Annotated in this window: 18 protein-coding genes; 13 read left to right on the forward strand and 5 right to left on the reverse strand. The window is 50.9% G+C overall.

Annotation, left to right across the window (positions count from 1 at the left end):
• Positions 1-254: 254 nt before the first annotated feature.
• Together HA49_RS04150 and HA49_RS04155 are read right to left on the reverse strand one after the other, a co-directional pair.
• Entirely contained in the window at positions 255-1,580 is a 1,326-nt protein-coding gene (locus tag HA49_RS04150) for an NtaA/DmoA family FMN-dependent monooxygenase (RefSeq protein ID WP_084706362.1), read from the reverse strand.
• Positions 1,577-2,494 carry an ABC transporter substrate-binding protein gene (locus HA49_RS04155; protein WP_038020668.1) on the reverse strand — a complete coding sequence of 306 codons (918 nt, stop codon included), beginning with the start codon at positions 2,492-2,494 and terminating at the stop codon, positions 1,577-1,579. The genes HA49_RS04150 and HA49_RS04155 overlap by 4 nt, the downstream gene beginning before the upstream one ends.
• Positions 2,495-2,617: 123 nt before the next feature.
• Here HA49_RS04155 and HA49_RS04160 point away from each other — a divergent pair, with 123 nt between their 5' ends.
• The 8 genes from HA49_RS04160 to HA49_RS04195 all read left to right on the forward strand — a co-directional run bounded on the left by HA49_RS04160 (position 2,618) and on the right by HA49_RS04195 (position 10,614).
• Entirely contained in the window at positions 2,618-3,322 is a 705-nt protein-coding gene (locus HA49_RS04160) for an alpha/beta fold hydrolase (RefSeq protein WP_038020669.1), read from the forward strand.
• 338 nt (positions 3,323-3,660) lie between these two features.
• Entirely contained in the window at positions 3,661-4,584 is a 924-nt protein-coding gene (locus HA49_RS04165) for an ABC transporter substrate-binding protein (protein ID WP_245610149.1), read from the forward strand.
• A gap of 60 nt (positions 4,585-4,644) precedes the next feature.
• Positions 4,645-5,487, forward strand: coding sequence for an ABC transporter permease (locus tag HA49_RS04170; protein WP_046791667.1), 843 nt, complete (start codon positions 4,645-4,647; stop codon positions 5,485-5,487).
• Positions 5,487-6,248 carry an ABC transporter ATP-binding protein gene (locus tag HA49_RS04175; protein WP_038020671.1) on the forward strand — a complete coding sequence of 254 codons (762 nt, stop codon included), beginning with the start codon at positions 5,487-5,489 and terminating at the stop codon, positions 6,246-6,248. The genes HA49_RS04170 and HA49_RS04175 overlap by 1 nt, the downstream gene beginning before the upstream one ends.
• Before the next feature lie 16 nt (positions 6,249-6,264).
• Positions 6,265-7,593, forward strand: a complete 1,329-nt coding sequence (gene hisD, locus HA49_RS04180) for a histidinol dehydrogenase (RefSeq protein WP_038020672.1) — start codon at positions 6,265-6,267, stop codon at positions 7,591-7,593.
• Complete coding sequence (locus tag HA49_RS04185) at positions 7,586-8,869, forward strand: hypothetical protein (RefSeq protein ID WP_156994597.1); 1,284 nt, start codon at positions 7,586-7,588, stop codon at positions 8,867-8,869. The genes hisD and HA49_RS04185 overlap by 8 nt, the downstream gene beginning before the upstream one ends.
• A gap of 24 nt (positions 8,870-8,893) precedes the next feature.
• On the forward strand, positions 8,894-9,856 hold the full coding sequence (locus HA49_RS04190; RefSeq protein ID WP_038020674.1) for a zinc-dependent alcohol dehydrogenase: 963 nt from the start codon (positions 8,894-8,896) through the stop codon (positions 9,854-9,856).
• On the forward strand, positions 9,853-10,614 hold the full coding sequence (locus HA49_RS04195) for an SDR family NAD(P)-dependent oxidoreductase (RefSeq protein WP_038020675.1): 762 nt from the start codon (positions 9,853-9,855) through the stop codon (positions 10,612-10,614). The genes HA49_RS04190 and HA49_RS04195 overlap by 4 nt, the downstream gene beginning before the upstream one ends.
• On the opposite strand, the gene HA49_RS04200 is transcribed toward HA49_RS04195, so the two are convergent.
• Positions 10,596-11,753, reverse strand: coding sequence for an alpha-hydroxy acid oxidase (locus HA49_RS04200; protein WP_038020676.1), 1,158 nt, complete (start codon positions 11,751-11,753; stop codon positions 10,596-10,598). The two genes, HA49_RS04195 and HA49_RS04200, sit on opposite strands and share 19 nt — an antisense overlap.
• 425 nt (positions 11,754-12,178) lie before the next feature.
• Between HA49_RS04200 and hutC the strand changes: the two genes are divergently transcribed.
• From hutC to HA49_RS04215, 3 genes are all read left to right on the forward strand, one after another.
• The gene (hutC, locus tag HA49_RS04205; RefSeq protein ID WP_038020677.1) at positions 12,179-12,937 is read left to right on the forward strand and encodes a histidine utilization transcriptional repressor HutC; all 759 of its coding nucleotides are present in this window, start codon (positions 12,179-12,181) and stop codon (positions 12,935-12,937) included.
• A gap of 458 nt (positions 12,938-13,395) precedes the next feature.
• The gene (locus tag HA49_RS04210) at positions 13,396-14,781 is read left to right on the forward strand and encodes a diaminobutyrate--2-oxoglutarate transaminase (protein ID WP_156994547.1); all 1,386 of its coding nucleotides are present in this window, start codon (positions 13,396-13,398) and stop codon (positions 14,779-14,781) included.
• 13 nt (positions 14,782-14,794) lie between these two features.
• Entirely contained in the window at positions 14,795-16,261 is a 1,467-nt protein-coding gene (locus tag HA49_RS04215; RefSeq protein WP_038020678.1) for a pyridoxal phosphate-dependent decarboxylase family protein, read from the forward strand.
• Between the two features lie 154 nt (positions 16,262-16,415).
• On the opposite strand, the gene HA49_RS04220 is transcribed toward HA49_RS04215, so the two are convergent.
• Positions 16,416-17,903 carry a PhoPQ-activated protein PqaA family protein gene (locus tag HA49_RS04220; RefSeq protein ID WP_084706363.1) on the reverse strand — a complete coding sequence of 496 codons (1,488 nt, stop codon included), beginning with the start codon at positions 17,901-17,903 and terminating at the stop codon, positions 16,416-16,418.
• A gap of 442 nt (positions 17,904-18,345) precedes the next feature.
• Here HA49_RS04220 and HA49_RS04225 point away from each other — a divergent pair, with 442 nt between their 5' ends.
• Complete coding sequence (locus HA49_RS04225) at positions 18,346-18,654, forward strand: hypothetical protein (RefSeq protein ID WP_038020680.1); 309 nt, start codon at positions 18,346-18,348, stop codon at positions 18,652-18,654.
• A 201-nt stretch (positions 18,655-18,855) separates the two neighbouring features.
• On the forward strand, positions 18,856-19,446 hold the full coding sequence (locus HA49_RS04230; RefSeq protein WP_245610150.1) for a TetR/AcrR family transcriptional regulator: 591 nt from the start codon (positions 18,856-18,858) through the stop codon (positions 19,444-19,446).
• Here the strand turns inward: HA49_RS04230 and HA49_RS04235 are convergent.
• Positions 19,400-20,002 carry a TetR/AcrR family transcriptional regulator gene (locus tag HA49_RS04235; protein ID WP_046791669.1) on the reverse strand — a complete coding sequence of 201 codons (603 nt, stop codon included), beginning with the start codon at positions 20,000-20,002 and terminating at the stop codon, positions 19,400-19,402. The genes HA49_RS04230 and HA49_RS04235 overlap by 47 nt on opposite strands.
• Positions 20,003-20,160: the final 158 nt, after the last annotated feature.

Below are 20,160 nucleotides of genomic sequence, written 5' to 3' on the forward strand. Positions count from 1 at the left end.
CTTATCTGAAGAACCGCCAGCCGGATGGCGGGCATTGGGTGGATTTATTGACTAGCATCATCTCAGAATAAACTCAACGCAGTGTTTTTTGGTTAATCACAGTATTGTAATCAAACAATTGGGTCTTCCACTGACCCTTACCTGTATTCAGGATGATAACCTTTTGGCTAAAACCCCATGTGCCACCGGTCAGGCCCAGTCCAATTGAAAAACACTGACCGCTAAAGTCTTCAGGAGGTGGTAAGGTGTGTTTATTAAGACGGGAAAAATGGATTTTCAGGCACGCTCAGTCCCAGCGTATCGCGTAAGGTTTTCCCCGGATATTCATTGCGGAAAACGCCTGCCCGTTGCAGCCTGGGGACCACCTCGTCCAGAAACAGGTTTCTGTCAGTTTCCAGATAGGCCGGCAGTATCACAAATCCGTCACAGGCTCCGGCCTGGTACCATTCGGCCATCATTGCTGCGATATCATCGGCAGTGCCGGCCGGAGAAGGAAATGACAGGCTTTCTGCATAACGCAATGCCATCTGCCCTAAGGTCAGTTGCTGTTCAATTGCCTGACTAATCACAAAATTAAACCGGCCTTTGCTGCCGGTGATAACTTCACGAATATCCGGCACCGGCTCATCAACCGGATACCGGCCTAAATCATGATTCATGCTGGCTGACATAAAGCTTAACGCAGAATCCACCGTAATCAGCGAATCAAGGTGACGTTTTTTCTCCTCTGCCGCCGCGCGTGTTTCAGCTATCACCGGTACAATGCCGGGTAAGATGCGCGCATGTTGTGGCTGCCTCCCGGCCAATGCCACTTTCTGCTTAATCCGCTGACAGAAGGCGGCAGCGCGTTGCTGATCCGGTTGCACGACGAACATCACCTCGGCATAGCGTGCGGCAAGATCGATAAATTCCTCAGACACGCCAGCCTGAAGGGTGACCGGGTAGCCCTGTGGCGGCCGCGGGATATTTAAAGGTCCACGAACACTAAACCACTCACTGTGATGATTCAGATAACGGAAGCGCTCCGGGCGTGCAAACAGCGCATTTTGCTGGTCGTTGACGACGGCATCACCGGCAAAGCTATCCCACAGTTGCCGTACCAGCGGGATAAATTCGGCGGCGCGGCGATAACGTTCGCTGTGAGAATAGTGTTGTGGTCGTCCGTAATTACGTGCCTCGGCATCACTGACCGAAGTCACTACATTCCAGGCCGCACGGCCTTCACTGATATGGTCGATATTTGCCAGCTGCCGCGCCACGGTATAGGGGAGCGAGTAGGAGGAAGAGACTGTGCCTCCCAGACCGATGTGTGTGGTGACTGCCGCAAGAGCCGCCAACAAGGTCAGCGGTTCTGACCAACCCTGGGGTCGACTTCTGACAGTAGCTGTCAGTTCGCCACCGTAGATATCATCGATAGCCAGCTTATCGGCAATAAACACCATATCCAGCTTTGCCGCTTCTGCACGTAACGCAATACTGCGCAGTAACGGCCAGCGACTGCCGTTATCCCTGGCTGCCTGAGGATAACGCCATCCGCCCTGATGAATACCCGCATCGAGATATAACGCAAGATTCATCATGGCTGCGGCTCCTTAGGTGCAGAGAAAAAGTCGCGGCTAAGCAAACTCCCGGCCTTCAGGCCTGGTTTAATCAGTCCGGTTTGGGTAAAGGTATCGATTGCTGCCTGCTGACGGACAAGCAACAGACTGAGATCGTTGACAGGTGAGTTATCTTCACGTTTAACCTTACTTAATGTCACGTTTTCAGGGATCCCCAGAATCCGGCTGATGGTCCGCGCATAAGCCTCGGGATGATGTAGCCCCCAGGTCCTTGCCCGCGAGAGTCGTTGGCTAAAATCCAGTAACGTAGCGTGTTTACCGGCAATAGCCTTATCGGTAGCCACCAGGTAATTGGACACAGGGAAATTCTTTCCATCTACCAGCAGACGGTCGCCAGACTGGTATAAACCAAATGACACATAGGGTTCCCAACTGGCAACGGCATCTACCGAACCATTATCGAGAGCCGGGGAAGCATCCGCCGGGGAAAGGAACACAAACCGGACACTGTCCGCTGGCATACCGGCTTTGGCCAGTGCTGCCAGCACCAGATTCTGACCCGCAGAGCCTTTCACCGTAGCAACCGTTTTGCCCTGAAGCTGGTGGATGTTATGCAACGGGCTGTTCTGTTTAACGATAATGCCATTGCCCAGGTACTGTGATGCCTGCACAGCCTTGACGGTTGCCCCGGCAGCGACGGCAAAAGCCAGCGGACCGTCACCGACCATACCCGCATCAAGATGACCGGAGTTCAGAGATTCCAGCAGCGGGGCTGCATTTGGAAATTCCACCCACCTGACGGTATAAGGTAAATGACTGAGTTCACCGGCAGCTTCCATCACTGCCCTGGCATTGCCTTTCTGATCACCAATGGTCAGTTGGGCTGCCTGTACCGTTACACTGCAAAGCAACAACGCACAGATTAATAATTTCATTGACTATTTCCCCGCTAAATTCACAGCTTAACCAGCGGCATCACGGTGGCGAAATAACGATATCTGACAAGCTTTCCCGCCAGATGACAAAACCCCTGTATCAGTATGACTGAAGTGAGAACAATGACTTTTATTCAACCTTTACCTGTCGTATTACTGCCCGGCTTTATGCTGGATGAAACCCTGTGGGATGATTACCTGAAAAACGTCGCCACGGGGCGAAGTTATCTGCGTCTGCCACTGTCGCCAGGAGAAACTCTGCAGGATATTGCTGCCGGATTTGCAGACCGTCTGCCTGAACGCTTTGTGATTGTGGGTTTTTCTTTGGGAGGGTATGTCGCCAGGACTGTGGCCGCGCAATACGGGCAACGGGTGGCTGGAATGATACTGATAGCGACATCACTGCGTGACGATACACCGCAACAGAAACAGAGGAAACAGGAGGCTGTTGCCGCGACACTGGGCGGAAGTTTTCAGGGGTTAAGTCCGTCTGCGATTAAAAATTCACTGCATCCGGATCATGCTGGTGATCCGCAACAGGTAGAGCGAATCAGAGCGATGGGCAGAACGCTGGGTGCACAGGTGTTCCGGACGCAGTCATTACTTGACCGGACCGATATTCCACAGGCCGATATTAGTTGCCCTGTGCTGGTGATCAGCGCCCGACAGGATAACCTGAGATTGCCGGAGGAAGCTACGGAGTTGGCAGAAAGGTTTCCTCAGGCTGAATCGGTGGTGGTGGAACATAGCGGGCATATAATCCCCCTGGAACAACCGGAAAAACTGGCGGATATTACCGACCACTGGCTGAAGAAACACCGTCTGTAAATAACCCGGGTTCTGACAACAGCCGCGTAATGTTGTTTCTCTACTGCTGGCAACTCTGCCATTCTCCTTCCTGAACGATTAACCCGGCTCCGATGCCCGATCCTGATAGTGCAATGCACTATACAGGAGCATTTGTTGCGCTCAGATTCTGCCTGATACTGGCCGGTCACCTACGCAGGCAGGCTGTAAGATTTGGCATCCTGCTTGCATGGGATTGTCTATACATGGCCGGATAACTTCCGGCCTTCTGCTGACTCTGACGGAAGGGTACCTTAATGTTTTCAGTGCGTAATTTAACAAAGACAGTGGCTTTTCTGTGTTGGGCTGGGGCAATGGGGATGTCGGCCACAGTAGCGCAGGCAGAGGATACCACTGAAGTTAAAATGGGTATCGAACCCTGGCTCGGTTACGGGCAATGGTATGTGGCTGCCGGTCAGAACATATTTGAGAAACAAGGCCTGAAAAAGGTCAACATCATTAATTTTACTGAAGATAAAGATATTAACGCCGCCCTGGCCAGCGGGCAGATTGATGTGGCAAACATTGCCACCCATACTGCAATGGGGATGATTTCCGCCGGGCTACCGGTCAAAATCGTGATGATGCTCGATCAGAGTAATACCGCAGATGCCATGCTGGCAGGTAAAGGCGTGGCAGGAATCAAAGACCTGAAAGGGAAGCAGGTGGCCTATGAAGAAGGTAGTACCAGCGATATTCTGTTACGCAGCGCACTGGCTGCTGCCGGCCTGAAATATTCAGATATTAAACCGGTGCCGATGCCAGCCGCTTCCGCCGGGGATTCTATTATTGCCGGACGCGTCCCGGTCGCTGTCACCTATGAACCTTATCTGACGGTTGCCCGCAAAGGTAATCCTGATCTGAAAGTGATCTATAGTGGAGCATCGGATCCAGGTCTAATCAGTGACGTGCTGGTGGTGCGTGATGACTATATTAAGGCTCATCCGCAGGAGATTAAGGCGCTGATAAAGTCTTGGGGCGAGGCGCTGGATTACTATAATGCGCATACCAGTGAAGGACGGGCGGTGATTTCTAAAGCCGTAGGCGCCTCTCCGGATGATCTGAAAACGGCGTTTGACGGAATTCATTACTATTCACTGGCGGATAATAAAAAAATACTGTCACATGATTTCACTACCACAACCTTCCCGCACATCCTGAAAGCGGCAACCGAAGCCGGTATTGTCAGTGCTCCGGTCACTCCGGCGCAAAGTATTGATGCCAGTTTTGTCGATGCACCCTAGTCATTTTTTTCTGTAACTCTGTCGGCAGCCGACAGAGTTTTGCCTTTGTGTGGAGTCTTTATGAGCACCCCTAAACCGCAGCTATCGCGGCGCCCGCCAGTGCGTAAAAAACGCGGTAATTTGCTGACTATCGGAAAAACCCCCTCCCGGGCTCAATTTTTGTCAATTTCGGTGGCAGTGTTCGTTTTCCTGTTGCTGGCCTGGTGGCTGGCGACTTCCGGGGGTTATGTTAAGCCAATTTTCCTGCCGGGTATCGACCGGGTCTGGGACAGGATGGTTGCCCTGGCTCTGAATGGGACCTTATTGAGTGATATTGGCAGCAGTCTGTACCGGATTGTTATCGCCTTTGCTATTTCTTCGGTAATGGCGATTATCATCGGGGTACTGGCGGGTTGTTATGGATTATTTAAGGCGATTTTTGAGCCACTGGTCGATTTTATTCGTTATATGCCGGTGGTGGCCTTTGTCCCGTTAACTATTCTCTGGACCGGGACCGACGACAGCCAGAAATTTCTGGTGATTTGGATTGGTACCTTTTTCCAGCAGGTACTGATGATGATGGATGCGGTGAAACGCGTTCCGGGAGATTTTGTCGGTTTGGGCAGAACACTGGGTATGCCAGACCATAAGATCCTGTTGCGGATAGTGATTCCTTCTGCACTCCCGGCTATCTGGGATGCGTTACGTATCAGTCTTGGCTGGGCATGGACATGGCTGGTGCTTGCTGAGCTGGTGGCTTCCACTTCAGGACTGGGTTACCGGATTGTGGTCTCTCAGCGTTATTTCCAGACCGATACCATTATCGGCTACATCCTGTTGCTTGGCATTCTGGGACTGATTACCGATCAGTTGATGCGTGGTGCCGAGCGAATTCTGTTTCGCTACAACCGGAGGCGTTCTTAATGGCCACCCTCGAACTTCATCAGCTTGAAAAGAGCTTTCCTGTGGGTAAAACCCGTCGTCGGGTACTGAAAGAAATCAATCTGACGCTGAATGACAATGAGTTTGTCTCTGTGGTAGGCGCCTCCGGCTGCGGTAAAAGTACCTTGTTATCAATTGCTGCAGGACTGGAAGAGTTTGACAGCGGCGACGTGCGGGTTGACGGTCAATCGATTACCGGACCGGGGCTCGATCGCGGGGTGGTTTTTCAGTCGTATACGCTGCTTCCCTGGCTGACCGCTCGCGGCAATATCGAATTTGCCCTGAAAGCCGCGGGTACCCCGGCCCGTGACTGTCGTGAGATTGCTCAGCAGCATCTGGAACTGGTGAAACTCGGCGCTGCCGCCGACCGTTGGCCGGGTGAACTTTCCGGTGGGATGAAACAGCGCGTTGCCATCGCCAGAGCGCTGTCTTACCGGCCGAAAATCTTGCTGATGGATGAACCCTTCGGTGCACTGGATGCGATGACCCGTCATCAGATGCAACAGTTGCTGATCGAAATCTGGGAGAAGCACCGCCTGACAGTGATGTTTGTCACTCATGATATTGAAGAGGCGGTCTGGCTGTCTGACCGGATAGTGGTTATGGGCCAGGGCCATATTGATACCACTTTTGAAGTAGGGCTACAGCGGCCTCGTCATGAGGGGATTAACCGCACCGCTGAATTTACCGATCTGCAGCACGAAGTCCTGCAACGTATCCATCAGCACTCTACCGTTTATTGATAATTAAGGATGGGTTATGACTGTTTCTTTTCACGATCTCTCACTGGCCGATGAATTACCGGCGCACCTGTTTCGCCGTACTGAATCTGATTTGTCGTTTTTTACCGAAAAGGTTAAGCCGATTATCGAAGCGGTTCGAACCGAAGGAGATGAAGCCTTAATCCGCTTTGGCCGTGAATTTGATGGTGTGGTGCCGGAACATTTTTCTCTGAAAGCCACCGAAGAAGAGTTTGAACAAGCATTCGCCCGTATGGACCCTGAGGTTGTCGAAACTCTGCGGCTGTCGGTGGCTAATGTTCGCGCTTTTCATGAAGCGCAAAAACCCGAAGAGATGTGGTTTAAAGAGATGTTACCCGGCGCATTTGCCGGTGACCGCCATGTACCGATCGATTCCGTCGCCTGTTATGTTCCGCGGGGTAAGGGGTCGTTTCCCAGTGTGCTTATCATGACGGCCGTTCCGGCGGTAGTCGCCGGGGTTCCACTGCCGGTAGTGATTACCCCTCCGGGGCCGGATGGGCGGGTTGATGATGCTACGCTGGTGGCCGCACGGCTGGTGGGGATTAAAGATATCTATAAGTGCGGCGGTGCCCAGGGAGTTGCAGCAGTGGCTTACGGTACAGATACCGTGCCTAAATGTCTGAAAATTGTTGGCCCCGGCAGCCCGTGGGTAGTGGCAGCAAAACGCCAGTTGTCAGGGCTTATCGATCCCGGCGTTCCTGCCGGCCCGAGTGAAAGTATTATCCTGGCCGATGATTCGGTAAATGGAGCGCTGGCAGCACTGGATCTGTTGATTGAATCGGAACACGGACCGGACTCTTCCGCTTATCTGGTAACGTCCAGCCCGAGGGTTGCCCGTGAAGCGATCGAAGCACTGCCGGGTTACTGGCAGACTATTGGCGAGAAGCGCGCCGGTTTTTCGCAGGCGGTACTGGGCGGTACTCACGGTGGGGTGGTGTTGACTAAAGATTTCGCCACCGCAATAGAATTCGTCAATGGCTACGCGCCGGAACATCTCGAGATTCTGGCCAGTGAACCGATGGAAGTGATGATGCGTATTCGCAATGCCGGTGAGATTTTACTTGGCCCGCATACGCCAATCACCCTGGGTAATTTTATGTTAGGCCCGAATGCGGTACTGCCGACTAATGGCGCGGCGAAAACGGCAGGGCCGTTGTCGGTGTTTGATTATATGAAACGGATATCGGTAGCCTGGGTGACCCCGACGGGTTATCAGACTCTGGCCCCGAATGCCAAACGTTTTGCTGAATATGAGGGATTCCCGGGTCATGCACTGGCGGTATCTGATATCCGTCAGGGTTTACTGAAGGGCAGTCATGATGAGTGAGCTGCAACGACCGCCGCTGGCTGCCGAAGCCCGGCGATTAACCCGACAGGGGGAGTGGCAGGCGGCAGCAGAAAAGCTAAAACAACTGATCAGCGAAGTGACCGGCCGTAAGGCGCTATCGCTGACGATAAACCGTGATCAGTACAGTCTTAATTCGCTGAATGGCCGGGTCACCCTGGATGATGAAAAGACCTTCTTTTTTAAATATCACCACGAAGAAGGTGAGGAGAGCACGGTTGAGGAATATTACCGTGCAGAATTATTAAGGGAGCATGGGTTTGCGGTCGATGTACCACTGTTTACCTGCGGCGAGCCAGGCCGTCAAATTCTGTTGTATAGCCTGCGCAACGACCGGCGACTGGCCGATGTCTGCCGCGACATTGAAACCCGGCATGACTGGCAGGCGATAGCACCGATAGTGATCGCACAGCGTGAAGCGGATGAACATCTGTTGAGGCAAACTCTGCCGACATTGCGCCAGGCCACAGCAGAAGAAATCGCCGGTGAAGCCATTCATCAGTTATTTTATCACCGGCTGATCTCTGACGGAGTCACGCCGGGGCTGGGGGGCAGGGTCGCCACATTCTATATCGACAAAACTTTTCTGCTCGGAGACCAGCAGATTGAGTGGCAGCACCTGAAAGATATGCAGTGGTGTATTAACGGCGTGTTATATCCCCATACCCTGGAATCCCTGTTTCTTGAATCCGGCCGGCGACTGAATCCTGATTACCTTAACGGGCAGGGAGTAGTGGTCGCTCATGGTGATGCTCATAACGCCAATATCTGGTATGAGGAGGGGGAACCACCCCGTCTGGTCAGTTTTGATCCGGCCTTTGCCGGGAGTGCGATTCCGTCACTACTGGCTGAGATTAAAGCGACGTTTCATAATATTTTTGCCCACCCATGCTGGCTGTATGAGCCACAGGATGCGGCAAAACGTTACAGTGTCACGGTATCAGTGCAAAACAATCAGATTAACGTGACTCACAACTGGCAACTCACCCCGTTGCGCGAAGCGTTTCTGGTCAGCAAAGGCGATTTGTACTGGAAACCGCTATTGGCGGCGCTTAAAGCAAAGGGTTGGCTGCCGGAGGACTGGCAACGGATTATCCGGCTGGCTTTATTCTGTTGCCCGACGCTGGTAATGGATTTACGTGCCGGAGCGGCGGCCCAACACAATCCGGTCAGCTCTGCGATCGGTTTGTCAGTGGCTGTCATGTTAGGCAGTGAAGGCGATGATGATTTCAGTGAATGGCTTAACAACCTGATTTGAAATTCTTTACCCGGGGAGTAGCAAATGAAAGCCGTGGTTCTTTATTCACCAGGAGATCTGAGGGTTGAACGGAAAACTGTGTGCACTCCGCCCGCTGGCTGGGTGCAGGTAAAGGTATTACGTGCCGGAATTTGCGGCTCTGATCTGCATAATTTCAGGACAGGAAAGTGGATGGCGGGTCAGCCTGTCACCCCCGGCCACGAATTATTCGGAGTGGTTACCGCTCGGCAGAGTACTCACGTATTCCCCCCGGGGTGTCGGGTCGTTGCCGACTCACGAGTGTGGTGTGACAAGTGCGATGCCTGCCAGCGCCAGGATTACCAGCTCTGCGAAAAGCTTGGCTTTGTCGGGGAAGTCTTCGACGGCGGATTTGCCGAACAGGTCTGGTTACCTGAACGAAACCTTGTACGGGTTCCTGATGAGGTTCCGGACGATATTGCTGTGCTCAGTGAGCCACTGGGCGTGGCATTGCGGGTTGTCAGACAGCTGAATCCACCCGAGGGTGCAAGTGTAAAAGTTGCCGGTGGTGGCACTATTGGTGGTCTGGTCGCCTTATTGTTACATCGGCTGAAAGGCTGCCAGATACAGCTTGCAGAGCCTAATGATGAGCGTTATCAGCGGCTGGCAGCGGTGATTCCGTTGCAACCCGCAGCTCGCTTCAGTTATGCCGTGGAAGCTACCGGTATTTCTTCGGTGCTGCGGCAGCTGAGTGAGCAAATATCAGCAGGAGGAAAGATAGCCCTGGTGGGTATTTTCCATGATTCCGCCGGGCTGGATATTAACTACTGGGTCGAGAAGGAAATCAGCCTGGTGGGCTGTAGCGTATTTCGCAATGAGCAGCGGGAGGCACTGGGTGTGATGGCGGGGCTGACCAGGGAGTTACGACAGCTGACCGCGCCGGCGATTCCACTGGATGACGTACCGGCAGCTTATCAGCGCTTGCTGGCTGGACAGTCCGGCTATCTTAAAACGGTGATTCAACCATGAACAGAATTAACGCTTTCTCACTGAATGGCCAACGTGCATTGATTACCGGTGCAACGCGGGGGATTGGCCTGGCTATTGCCACGGGCCTGGCAGAGGCTGGCGCTGCGGTAGTGATTAGTGGTCGGAGGCAGAAGAGTGTCGATCAGGTTGTAAACCAGCTACGCAGTCAGGGATTTCACGCCGATGGCATCGTGCTGGATGTGACGGATACTCCGGCTATCGAAAGCGCGATTGCTGCTGCCGGGGTGATTGATATTTTGATAAATAATGCCGGTACAGAACAGATTTGTGCCTCTGAAAATGTCACCGAACAACTGTGGGACACAATTGTCGGGACCAACCTGAAAGGCGCCTTTTTTTGTGCTCAGGCTGCTGCAAAATCGATGCTGGCAGCGGGACGCGGGGGCAGCATCATCAATATCTGTTCACTGACCAGCCTGGTGGGTGTCGCCGGTGCAGCAGCCTACGGCAGCTCCAAATCCGGGCTGGCAGGTTTGACCCGTGCACTGAGCACCGAATGGGCCGGACGAGGCATTCGTGTTAATGGCATTGGACCCGGTTATTTCGAAACTGAACTGACCGAGGTGTTCTACCGTGACAGCCAATGGCGCGAAACCATGCAACAGAAAATTCCGTTGCAGCGATTTGGTGAAACTGAAGATTTGCAGGGGGCCGCCGTGTTTTTAAGTTCAGCGGCGGCACGCTATATCACTGGCCAGATACTTTATGTCGATGGTGGTTATCTGGCGGCACTCTGACCCGAAGGCGTATAGAGTAGTTCAGGACCCAGTTCTCGCAGCGACGTACAGCCCAACTGCGCGAGTGTCAGAGAAGTCTCATCAATCAGTGCTGTAAGGGTCCGGTCAAGTTGCGCCCTGCCGCCAACAGCAAGTGCATAGAGTAATGGCCGCCCGAGTAATACCGCATCAGCGCCCAGCGCCAGTGCCTTGACGATATCGGTACCCCGGCGAAAGCCGCTGTCGATAAGCAGGGTGAAATCCGGACCTGTCTGGCGTCGGATTTCAGGAAGCACGGTCAGTGGGCTGAGTGTGCCATCGAGCTGGCGGCCGCCGTGGTTTGAAATAACAATACCGCTGGCACCGATGCTTTTTGCCAGCAGGGCATCCTGCGGGGTCATTAATCCTTTAATGTATAAATCGCCCTGCCACAGTGAGCGTATCCATTTCAGGGTTTCCCAGTCCAGCGTGGTATCCATCTGACTGGCAAAATATCCTGCTCCTCCAGCGCCTTTACGGTATTGCGGGGGCAGATAAGGCAGCAGATTACCAAATCCGGGCATCCCGGCAGGGAGCAGCGTTGTACAGAACCAGCGGGGTTTCAGGACGATACCTGCCATAGCGCGGTATGACAGCTTCATTGGCCGCCGGTAATGGCGTTTATCCCTTTCACGGTTGCCAAAATGAACAGCATCAACTGAGACCACCAGTGCGGAACAGCCGGCCCGGCTTGCACGCTCTATCAGATCCCGGGTGACCTGACGGTCTTTCAGAACATATAACTGAAACCAGCGATCCCCCGACGAAGCTTTCGCGACCGACTCCATCGCGGCAGTGGACACGGTACTTTGTATATAGCCGATATCCGCCTGTGCAGCTGCCTGAGCCAGCATCAGGTCGGCATTATGGCGCAGCATCCCGTTATAACCCGTGGGGGCCACCAGCAGTGGAGCGGATAAACGACTACGGCCGAGAGTAACAAAAAGGTCCCTCTGGCTGGCATCACGTAACACCGACGGTGCAAACAGCCATTGGTCGAAGGTGCGACGGTTAATTTGCAGGGTTTTCTCATCCCCGGCGCCGCCATCAACGTAATCAAAAACAAATCCTGGCAGTACGCGTTTTGCTTCGCTACGCAGATCGTCAGTATTAAGAATCATAGTAATTATATTCAGCCTCTGTTTGTCGGGGGTTCCTGAGAGACGACGGGGTCTGGATTCAGGATATTAAGTGGTGATGAGTGGCTGATAACCAGCAGATGCGTAATGCAATCCCCTGAATTCCTCCGGGAACGGTATCCGTTTTGCATAAACATCCACAGCGTTACTCGTTGGCCGTCATTGTCTGGACTTGTGTAGACAACCAGCTCACTGCTATGCAAGAGATGCGCCATGATGATTCAGGAGTCTCTTGCTTCAGTGCGGTGAACTTTATCTCAGCGGCGGGGCACTTTGGCTGAAAAACGCCCCACGACAGTGCAGTGTGCGGTAAAGCGGGGCAGGACAAGCTGACATCCTGGAAAGATTATTGGCCTGGCCTCCGCAGACAGAAAATAGCAATAGAAACGCGACACAGGAAAAATACTATGACCGGGAAAAATGCTATTACACAGCTGACCGAAGCGATGAGTGATCTGCCGGCACCGATTTATCAGCGGGTAAAACAGGCTATCATCAGTCAGATCGCTGAGGGTATCTGGAAACCCAACCTTAAAATACCGTCCGAAAATGAGCTGGTCAGCAGTCTGGGGGTCAGCAGAATGACCATCAATCGTGCGCTACGTGAACTGACCAGCGAAGGTTTTCTGATAAGAATGCAGGGGGTCGGAACCTTTGTTGCCGAAAGCAAAGGCTATACTGAGATGCTGGAAGTGCACAATATTGCCGATGAGATCAAAATGCGCGGCCATCAGCATACCAGCCGGACCATCTGGCTTGCGGAGGTGAGGGCCAGTGCTGAACAGGCAGCTTTGCTGGGACTTCGGGCAGGGCAAAACGTGTTTAGCTCACGGATTATCCATTATGAGAATGGTGTTCCGGTGCAACTGGAAGACCGGCTGGTGAATCCACAGGGCGCACCAGACTACCTCAACCATGATTACCAGACGCAAACGCCCTATACCTATCTGATGAATGTGGCACCGCTGTCGGCGGGAGAACATATCGTTGAGGCAGTCATGGCAGATGGTGAACAGCAGCAATTGCTGGAAATTGATGACCGGGAACCTTGTTTACTGATTCGTCGTCAGACCTGGAGTCAGTCTACGGTGGTGACTTATTCGAAATTTCTCTATCCCGGGACACGCTATAAATTATTGGGTAAATTTAACGGCCGGGGCCAGTGAGAGTGAGCTATAGCCCGCACCCACTCCGGTCAGTTTCATTATTTCCAGCCAACCTGTCAGCTAACTGCCTAAAATAATTGTTTATCCTGGCTGTTAAGTCATCAGTCCCGATTGTTTAGCGAAGGGTAATATCCTGCCCGAAAATTAAGGGAAGAAAGGTTCCCGGTGTGGGATCATTAGTTTAAACAGCGGGGGTGTTCCGCCGTTTTTGTATGCTGTTTCGCACGGAATGTACAACTGAATCACTCCTGAACACGATTAGTTACAAAGCAACAAAATATTCATATTGGGCCAGTAAAGCTTTTGTCATTGATTTATATAAATATGTTTTGATTATCTACGAAAATTAACTATTGAGCCCGGGGGTAAAAAAAACTATATTAGCCGCGTTTTATACACATACTTTTTTAACCTATTATCCAATCCGGCCAATACGCGGTCCGGGTTGTAGGAGAGATATGATGACGGATAAAGTCCGTATTAATACTTTGAGCGCTAATTCATTACCGCAAAGCAATGAAAGCCTTCTGTCCAGACAAGCCGGTTTCGAATCAAATGTCAGAAGTTATCCACGTAAGTTACCTTTAGCCATTACCAGGGCGCAGGGAGTGTGGATTACTGATGCAGATAATAAACAGTACCTGGACTGTCTGGCCGGAGCCGGAACGCTGGCTCTGGGCCATAATCATCCGGAAGTGCTTCAGGCTATCCAAAGTGTCATTACCAGTGGCTTACCGTTACATACCCTCGATCTGACGACTCCGTTAAAAGATGAGTTTTCAGCCTATCTGCTTTCGCTGTTACCAGGCGAAGGTAAAGACTATTGCCTGCAGTTCACCGGACCTTCCGGTGCAGATGCGGTAGAAGCGGCACTTAAACTGGCTAAAAAAGCCACCGGTCGTAGCGGTGTGATCAGCTTCTCCGGTGGTTACCACGGCATGACTCATGGTGCCTTATCAGTGACCGGTAACCTGTCACCGAAAGAAGCGGTTGATGGCCTGATGCCGGAAGTTCAGTTTATGCCTTACCCAAGCCTGTACCGCTGTCCGCTGGGCATTGGTGGTGAAGCCGGTGTTAAAGCGCTCAGCTACTATTTCGAAAACCTGATCAACGATGTTGAAAGTGGTGTGCGTAAACCTGCGGCTGTCATCCTTGAAGCCGTTCAGGGTGAGGGCGGCGTTAATCCTGCTCCGGTAGAGTGGCTGCAACGTATCCGTAAAGTGACCCGTGAACACGGTATTGTGCTGATTGTTGATGAAGTGCAGGCAGGTTTTGCCCGTACCGGTAAATTGTTCGCCTTCGAGCACGCAGGGATCGAACCTGATATTATTGTGATGTCCAAAGCCGTCGGTGGCAGCCTGCCACTGGCAGTTCTCGGGATCAAAAAAGAGATCGATGTCTGGTCACCGGGCCATCATACCGGGACTTTCCGTGGAAACCAGATGGCGATGGCGACCGGTCTGACGACGCTGAAGATCCTGAAAGAAGAGAAGATTGCCGACAAAGTTGCCGCTCAGGGCGAATGGCTGACCGGTAAACTGAAATCTTTACAGCAGCGTTATCCGGTGATTGGTCAGGTCCGTGGACCAGGCCTGATGATCGGTATTGAAATCGTTAAGCCACATGAAGCTGCCGATCATATGGGAAGTTATCCTGCAGATGGTGAACTGTCTGCATTACTGCAGAAGAAATGCTTTGAACAGGGACTGATCCTGGAGCGTGGTGGCCGTCATGGCGCTGTGTTGCGTCTTCTGCCATCACTGCTGATCACTAATGATGAGCTGGCCATTTTCCTGGATAAATTTGAGCAGGCGCTGTTAAGTGCCGGTGTTCAGCCTGCTTAAGCGGAGCCGCTGTATGTCAGAGTTAAACCCGATCCTCAGTGGATCGGCTGAAAGTGTTGCCGCCTACCAGGCGGCCATTGAACAAAGTTCAAAGGCCGTCGCACAGTGGTTGCAACAACCAGAGATGTATCAGGGGAAAACCGTTGCTGAACTGCGCGAGCGCATTCAGTTGCAGTTCACCGCGCAAGGACTGGGTAATGAGTCTGCTATTGCGCGTGCGGTAGATTTATTCCTGCATGACAGTCTGTCAGTACACAACCCACAATGTGTGGCACATCTGCATTGTCCCAGCCTGGTGATTAGCCAGGCGGCCGAAGTGTTGATCAATGCGACCAACCAGAGTATGGACTCCTGGGATCAAAGCCCGTCAGCCACCATTATTGAAGTCAAACTGATAGAGTGGCTACGCGACCGTGTGGGATACCCGGCGGGAGATGCCGGTGTATTCACCAGCGGTGGGACACAGAGTAATCTGATGGGCTTAATGCTGGCCCGTGATGCTCACTTTGCCCGCCAGGGGCACTCTGTTCAGCAGGAGGGGCTGCCCGGCGACCTGAGTAAAATCAAAGTATTTTGTTCAGAACATGCCCATTTTTCGGTGCAAAAAAATATGGCTCTGATGGGACTGGGCTATCGTTCGGTTACTCAGATAAAAACCGATGCTTTTTCCCGCATGGATATTCATGACCTGCAGGAGAAACTGGCTGAAGCTAAAAGCCGTGGTGAGCAGGTGCTGGCGATTGTCGCGACCGCCGGAACCACCGATGCCGGATCCATCGATCCTTTACCTGAAATCACGGCGCTGGCGGCCCGTGAAGGTATCTGGGTTCATGTAGATGCGGCATGGGGTGGGGCATTACTGCTCTCTGAACAGTATCGTCACTATCTGAAAGGTCTGGAAGCGGCTGATTCAGTCACTCTGGATTTCCATAAGCAGTTTTTCCAGACTATCAGCTGTGGTGCTTTCCTGCTAAAAGATGCCCGTCACTATGAGTTGATGCGTTATCAGGCAGCCTATCTGAACTCAGATTTTGATGAAGAGCAGGGCGTGCCTAACCTGGTGTCTAAATCATTGCAGACTACCCGTCGTTTCGATGCACTGAAACTATGGATGGGACTGGAAGCGCTGGGTCAGACGAAATATGCGGAAATTATCGATGGCGGTGTGACTCTGGCACAGCAGGTTGCTGAATACATCAGCACTGAGCCGTCTCTGCAACTGGTGATGAAGCCACAACTGGCCAGTGTATTGTTCCGTTTTGTACCTGCCACACCGGTGGATGACGCAGCTCTGGGCTTACTGAATCAGCGGATTGGTGACACATTGCTGGCATCAGGAAGCGCTAACGTTGGGGTAACAGAAGCAGACGGGATTACCTGCCTGAAAATGACGTTACTGAACCCGATTGTGACGCTGGATGATGTGAAGAAGTTACTGGATAGCGTACAGCAATCTGCAACACAACTTCTAAATCAATAATCACTCAGTGAATAAAGCCGGTGACAGACGTTGCCGGTTTTTTTTTGGCTGCAGGCTGGGCAGGTGTACCAATGATACAAAATACGACATTGGTATTCGACATACCTGGCAGTTAATACCACCAGGTTTCCACATCAGGGCTGTCATTGCGTTATTACTGTGTCACGGACATCGGAGTCAGTCCCCGTCCCGGAAGAGTTTGACAGGCCGCACCAGCAGAAGGTGGGGCAGTTTCCGGATATTTTTCGTCAGGCGTAATATACACCTGTGTTGTGGCGATATATCCGTCACTGAAGGTGGCTTCAATAAAAGTAGCCTGCCATCCATTGTCGGGGGTGACCAGCGGAATATTGACGGTATCATCTCCGCCAGTCAGCCTGACGGGAACTGAGTTGTATTTAATATTGCAGGCATAACGAAAATCTCTCGCTGCCGGGTTGGTGGCTGTCCATTGTAAAACGCTTGCCGGTCGCTCCGTGAAGCTGACCGCCAGCGTTTTTTTTCCATCCCGGCTATTCTGTACTGTTTCTGTCATTTCAGGAATCTTTTGCTTTTCCTGAAAACGGTTAACAAAGGTGATAAGTGACTGCTCTGTCACGGACAGGATTCCATTATGCGTGGAGTTGGGTACAACCCTCAAAGATTTTACGCTGGGTAACTGGTCGTAATAAAATTGAGTGTTGTCAGGGACATAGAAATCATCACCGCTGGCATTAATAATATATTTATCAATATTCAGACGGTCTTCCAGGTCAGTATTCAGATAAGTGAGCGGGTCTTCCAGAGTCATCAGACTTGCAAATTCATTCGTACCAATTTGCTGGTCAACGCCCTGTTTATAATACGGATAAAAGGCGACAGGCCAGTTTTTCCCATATGACAGATACATGTGCTCAAGAGCCTTTTTAGTCCCCAGCAGATCGATCACAAAAGGAATCACGGCATCAACGTCCGGGTCTGACAATGCTGTCAGCCACGCGGCCCAGCCCCGTTTGGAGGCGCCCGTGACCATAAATTTAGTGATGCCATTGGATGTCAGTTCTTTCTTCGCCAGCCTGAAAACTTGTGATGCCGATGCAGCCATAGGGATGTGCAGGGATGCATTCTGATATTTCTGAACATCTCCCATAAACAGTTTCCAGGAATACGCCACGCTATCGTCTTCAGCCAGAGGTGTCGTGACTCCCTGATAACTGAGCACCTGATTAGGGACGTTACTGACAGATATCACAATGGTGCGTGTGGCTACCGCAATTCGGGAAAGCTCTTCCTCACTGAAGTTGTCCGGCATGACAGGACTCCCTGAACCATTATTGTTGCTACCATCATTGATGACCACGAGTGCATTTTTCTTTCTGGCGGAATCAGGGATATAGATATCCACCCCATTCTGCCAGCGCTGCGGAGAGACGACGCTTTGTGGGGACCATTGCTGTGAATTCAGCTTATATCTCTGTATGAGAACACCCGGTCGCTGTTCTTTTTCCAGTTGTGAGTAATCCAACGGGAGTGATGCAAGTGAAATCCGGTAATCTGAAATGACGTGTGTCAGACTGGGATTTTTATTGTTTTCATCAGCAGACAACGCCAGACATGCCGGTGAAATAAAGATCAAGGCCAGATATAAGCTTCTGGTTTTCATCAGGTAATTCCTTTTAATGAGTGAATAAAACATTCATATCAGTTATGCCGGAGAGTCTGACATTCGGTTTGTGCCCAATATATTGTCAGTGAGGCTGAGCCTGCCTTCCCGGCAATTGATCGTTGTCAGTAGGGTAATAGCGCGGGCAACCATGTCACACCTGAGTTTTTTTTACTCCGATCCTGCTCAAAAAAGTCAGTTGTCCTGTCTTATAACTTCCCTTAAGTTAATATAGTTACAACATACATTGATGTATAATTAACGGTGCAATCTGCGATTAAGGTGCAGGACGCCGGCTGAATAACTCATTCTTTGGCCAGACGCTGGGATCGGTGTAACAGCCCGGAGAGTCTCCGGGTGTATGAATAACGCTGGTCACTCTTTTATCGTTGTATGTTATGCTGATCAGCACCGGATTAACTGACAGCGAGTAGAGCAGGTAATGAACGAGAAAAAAATGATATCGATCGACCAGTTTACTACGCAGGAACGTGAGGAAATCGACGTGATTTATCACTCTTTGCTCGAAAAATACCGGCAGCGAACCGCTAAAGAACCAGACAGTAAGAAGGAAAAAGAATTCACGCTCGATGCCAGACAGCAAGTGATGAGCCTGAAACTCATCAAGCAAAAAGCTTTGGCTGATAAGGCCAAAAAACCAGTGCGCAGAAAAAAACCGGAATCTTTGTCAGCCAGCGAAGTGTCGGATTTTAACTGGTCCGCATCCGTGGCCAAAGGGCGTCGACGGTAAATCGTGAACTGGGCAGCAGGTGGTTGCCTGTCCTGAGTTTTGTATGGCTGCATTAAGGCAGGGCACTTCTTATTATATCCGCCTGACAGTGATTTAGTTTATTTTGCCAAGGTGTTATTTCGACAGCCAATCGGTTATGCTCTATCTTTTAAGTGATACACGTGGATATTGAACTTATTTTCGTCCGCTGGCATGAGGTTAATGATGAACAGTGAACAAAAGATTCTGCAAGCGGCGGAACGTTGCATGCGTGAAAAAGGATTCCATCAGACCTCGGTCCAAAATATCGCTGCCAGTGCTAATGTGAGTGTCGGCTTGATTTATAAATATTTCAAAAATAAAGATGCCATCATTGAGGCGCTGGTGCTGAATGTCGTAAAGCGTATGAAACAGTTATTAAATTCTGACTTCGAAAAGATATCTCATACTTTCCCGGAAATCTATTCCGCAGATGATCTTCTGCCGACAGAAGTTGAACAAAGTATTGTTCTTTTAATGGAGGTGTCGGCTGAGTCAACCAGAAATGAGCGGATAAGCCATATTATGGACGAAGCATGGATTGATCTTAAACAAAATTATATTGCACAAACTCAGGGCCGTTATCCCGGGGTCGACGCCAGTATTATTAATACACGGCTTTATATGATGTCATTGATCATCGACGGAATTATCATTCACCGTTGTATGAAGCAGAGGAGTGTACCGGATGAGTTTATGCACCTGTTCAATGCTATTGCCAGGGAAGTTAATCAGACGCCTTGTCACGTAAAAGGCTATTCATTTGATGGGTAAATATGCTGTTAATTCTGTTTATTTCTTTTTCATTCAGTGAGTTATCCGTAAAGCTTCGACAGATAACGCCATCTGTTAACAGCAACAACAACAGTATTTTCTGACGGCGTGTTGGAGGGGAACTTTCCGGAAAAATGACTGTAAATTTCTCATCCAGCTCAGATATTAGTTTTTGTTCTGCGCTGTTCACAATCTGCCGTACGTTGCTGTTACGGGAAGCTTCTGAATAAGTTTCAATTAATAACCGGCGTTGCTCCTCTGGCCATTCATTCCAGAATGCTGAATTAATATCAATTATGTTATCTGTCCTGGTTTCTTTCGGAAGTTTTCTTAATAAAAACGCACACCAACGTTCTGTAATACCACGAACAGATTCATTTACAATAAACGATTTACCGGAGTAATAACGGTATATCTGTCCGGCACTCAGTCCGGACTGCTGAATAATATCTGCCATGCTGGTACCATGAAACCCTGTACGGCTAAAACACAGACTGGCGGAAAGGATTATCTGTTCCCTGCGGCGTTTAATTAAATGGTTATCAGGGTTATTCAAGGGATTACCTGCATTATGTTGAACTCCGATGTTAATGGTTTTTTATCTGCCGGACTAAACATTACACAGTAGGTATAGTTAGTTTTCTGGTGAATGTCTTATTCTTTTTGTGAGAAAAAGTCACAGCAGGATGAGTTTTTTTTCATCCCGCTGTCTTT

This window comes from Tatumella morbirosei (assembly GCF_000757425.2).
In the GTDB taxonomy this organism is placed as follows: Bacteria; Pseudomonadota; Gammaproteobacteria; order Enterobacterales; family Enterobacteriaceae; genus Tatumella; species Tatumella morbirosei.

What these genes read in the sequence shown, in the direction of transcription:
- HA49_RS04150 (WP_084706362.1), bottom strand. Translation starts at nt 1,580, where the DNA reads ATGATGAATCTTGCGTTATATCTCGATGCGGGTATTCATCAGGGCGGA.
- HA49_RS04155 (WP_038020668.1), bottom strand. Translation starts at nt 2,494, where the DNA reads ATGAAATTATTAATCTGTGCGTTGTTGCTTTGCAGTGTAACGGTACAG.
- HA49_RS04160 (WP_038020669.1), top strand. Translation starts at nt 2,618, where the DNA reads ATGACTTTTATTCAACCTTTACCTGTCGTATTACTGCCCGGCTTTATG.
- HA49_RS04165 (WP_245610149.1), top strand. Translation starts at nt 3,661, where the DNA reads ATGTCGGCCACAGTAGCGCAGGCAGAGGATACCACTGAAGTTAAAATG.
- HA49_RS04170 (WP_046791667.1), top strand. Translation starts at nt 4,645, where the DNA reads ATGAGCACCCCTAAACCGCAGCTATCGCGGCGCCCGCCAGTGCGTAAA.
- HA49_RS04175 (WP_038020671.1), top strand. Translation starts at nt 5,487, where the DNA reads ATGGCCACCCTCGAACTTCATCAGCTTGAAAAGAGCTTTCCTGTGGGT.
- hisD (WP_038020672.1), top strand. Translation starts at nt 6,265, where the DNA reads ATGACTGTTTCTTTTCACGATCTCTCACTGGCCGATGAATTACCGGCG.
- HA49_RS04185 (WP_156994597.1), top strand. Translation starts at nt 7,586, where the DNA reads ATGAGTGAGCTGCAACGACCGCCGCTGGCTGCCGAAGCCCGGCGATTA.
- HA49_RS04190 (WP_038020674.1), top strand. Translation starts at nt 8,894, where the DNA reads ATGAAAGCCGTGGTTCTTTATTCACCAGGAGATCTGAGGGTTGAACGG.
- HA49_RS04195 (WP_038020675.1), top strand. Translation starts at nt 9,853, where the DNA reads ATGAACAGAATTAACGCTTTCTCACTGAATGGCCAACGTGCATTGATT.
- HA49_RS04200 (WP_038020676.1), bottom strand. Translation starts at nt 11,753, where the DNA reads ATGATTCTTAATACTGACGATCTGCGTAGCGAAGCAAAACGCGTACTG.
- hutC (WP_038020677.1), top strand. Translation starts at nt 12,179, where the DNA reads ATGACCGGGAAAAATGCTATTACACAGCTGACCGAAGCGATGAGTGAT.
- HA49_RS04210 (WP_156994547.1), top strand. Translation starts at nt 13,396, where the DNA reads ATGATGACGGATAAAGTCCGTATTAATACTTTGAGCGCTAATTCATTA.
- HA49_RS04215 (WP_038020678.1), top strand. Translation starts at nt 14,795, where the DNA reads ATGTCAGAGTTAAACCCGATCCTCAGTGGATCGGCTGAAAGTGTTGCC.
- HA49_RS04220 (WP_084706363.1), bottom strand. Translation starts at nt 17,903, where the DNA reads ATGAAAACCAGAAGCTTATATCTGGCCTTGATCTTTATTTCACCGGCA.
- HA49_RS04225 (WP_038020680.1), top strand. Translation starts at nt 18,346, where the DNA reads ATGAACGAGAAAAAAATGATATCGATCGACCAGTTTACTACGCAGGAA.
- HA49_RS04230 (WP_245610150.1), top strand. Translation starts at nt 18,856, where the DNA reads ATGATGAACAGTGAACAAAAGATTCTGCAAGCGGCGGAACGTTGCATG.